This window comes from Methanococcoides seepicolus, from assembly GCF_023684405.1.
GTDB lineage: Archaea > Halobacteriota > Methanosarcinia > Methanosarcinales > Methanosarcinaceae > Methanococcoides > Methanococcoides seepicolus.
Map to the genome: position 1 here is coordinate 1 of NZ_JAGSOI010000124.1, position 2,131 is coordinate 2,131.

Annotated in this window: 3 protein-coding genes; all 3 read left to right on the forward strand. The window is 47.8% G+C overall.

Annotated features, from left to right (window positions below):
* Positions 1-589 (forward strand): VWA domain-containing protein (locus tag KDK67_RS13930; protein WP_250869450.1); only part of this gene is annotated, 589 nt, incomplete at its 5' end.
* A gap of 64 nt (positions 590-653) precedes the next feature.
* A complete protein-coding gene (gene hpt / locus KDK67_RS13935) occupies positions 654-1,226 on the forward strand; it encodes a hypoxanthine/guanine phosphoribosyltransferase (protein ID WP_250869451.1) in 573 nt (190 codons plus the stop codon).
* On the forward strand, positions 1,213-2,131 hold a 919-nt coding region (dph2, locus tag KDK67_RS13940; RefSeq protein WP_250869452.1), incomplete at its 3' end, for a diphthamide biosynthesis enzyme Dph2. The genes hpt and dph2, both read left to right, overlap by 14 nt.

Below are 2,131 nucleotides of genomic sequence, written 5' to 3' on the forward strand. Positions count from 1 at the left end.
ACTGATAAATATCGTTTTTGATACTTCTGATTCCATGGATGAAAAAGAGAAGATAAAGATCACAACAGATGTTGTTCTCGCACTTCTCAAAGATGCGTATCAGAGAAGAGACAGGGTATCTCTTGTTACGTATAGCGGAAGGTCGGCAGAACTCGTGCTACCGTTCACTTCGTCCGTGGAATCTGCAAAGAGATATCTGGAAAAGGTACCTTTCGGAGGAACCACACCAATGGTCTCCGGCATACTCACAGGTGTCGAGACCATCCTTCAGGAATTGAAGCGCGAACCTTCAGCGGTCCCTATTATGATACTCGTGACAGATGGTACTGCCAACGTCCCATTGAACCGGGGCGGGAGTATAGAAAGGGAACTGCTACAGGTATGCAAGGGTTTTAACGATTACAGGATAAACATGCTTGTTGTCGATATCAGTAGGAATGGAAGTGACCTTGCACAAAAGCTGGCAGATGTTGCCTGCGGTAAATATTACCATCCAGTACTTTTAAGTAAAGAAACACTTTATTCTGCTATAAAAGGAGAGCGTGACGATCTGACAGATATTGCATCTTCTGCCTCTAATATTCGATGAGGCTGGGTCGTTACCCCCGGGACTGCGAACGCGGTCATTTTTTAAACATAAAAGGCAGGATAACATGTTAGAAGTTCTTCAGGAATCACTCCGTAAGGCACCCATTGTGATAAGAGGCGAATATCCGTATTTCATACACCCGATCTCAGATGGGGTTCCATCTCTTGAGCCGGAGCTGCTGGATGAGATCGCCGACCATATGATAGATATTGCGGGAAGCGATTACGACAGGATAGTTTCCATCGAAGCAATGGGAATTCCACTGGCAACGGTACTTTCAATGAAGACAGGAAAGCCCATGTCCATTGTCAGGAAAAGGCAATACGGACTTGAGGGCGAGGTAGTCCTTTCACAGAGCACGGGATATTCAAAAGGCGAGCTTTACATCAACGGAGTGAACAAGGGCGAGAATATCCTTGTTGTGGATGATGTTATCAGTACCGGCGGCACATTGAAAGCCCTTCTTCCGGCACTTGAGAAAATGGGGGCCGAGATCTGTAATGTTATCGTGGTCATCAGCAGAGGCGATGGTGCTGCAGAGATAAGCGATATGGGCTATAAGGTCGAGACACTTGTGAAGATAGATGTCGATATGAACGGGGTCTCTATTTTGGAGGTGGCCGGTGAGCAGCAGTGAGCCTTTCGATTTTCAGATAGACCATATCATTGGGATAATAAGGAAAGCGAGACCTGAGATTATCGGACTGCAATTCCCGGAGGGTTTTAAAAGGCGTGCTCCTGCTATTGCTTCAGAGATCAGCGAAGCTACCGGAGTGGAAATAATTATTTCTGCAAATCCTTGTTATGGTGCTTGTGACCTCGATATACCCATACTTGAAAATGTTGACCTGCTCTTCCATTTCGGACATGCTCAACTTGATGATAACAGGTATAGCGACAAGGTCATCTTTATAGAGACACGCTCCGATGCGGACGTCAAGGATGTTGTTCTCAAGGCCTTGGAGGAACTCCATGGGAAGAAAGTGGGACTTCTGACCACTGTACAGCATGTCCATAAGTTGCCGGAGGTCCGTGAGATCCTTGAGGCCAACGGCAAGGTCGTAGCCATAGGAAGAGGCGACAGTAAGATTGCATACTCCGGACAGGTGCTGGGATGCAATTTTTCGGTTGCTGACGACCTGGACTGTGAGGAGTTCCTGTATATTGGCAGTGGAGGGTTCCATCCGCTTGGGGTTTCGCTTGCTACCGGAAAGAGGGTCCTTATTGCAGACCCATTCTCGAAGGATGTGAGGGAGGTAGACCCGTCCCTTATCATGCGTCAGCGTAGTGCGGCCATTGCGAAGTCACTTGATGCCGAGTCTTTCGGGATCATTGTTTCCAGTAAACCAGGGCAATACAGAATGGAACTTGCCAGGGAACTTAAAGAACTTGCCGAGGAGAAGGGCAAGACCGCCTATATATTGATACTCGACCTCATCACCCCTGACCAGATGCTGCAGTTCAAAGTGGATGCTTTTGTGAGCACTGCATGTCCGCGACTTGCTGTGGATGAGGTGGGAAGGTTCTCCGCACCCATGCTCA

What these genes read in the sequence shown, in the direction of transcription:
- hpt (WP_250869451.1), top strand. Translation starts at nt 654, where the DNA reads ATGTTAGAAGTTCTTCAGGAATCACTCCGTAAGGCACCCATTGTGATA.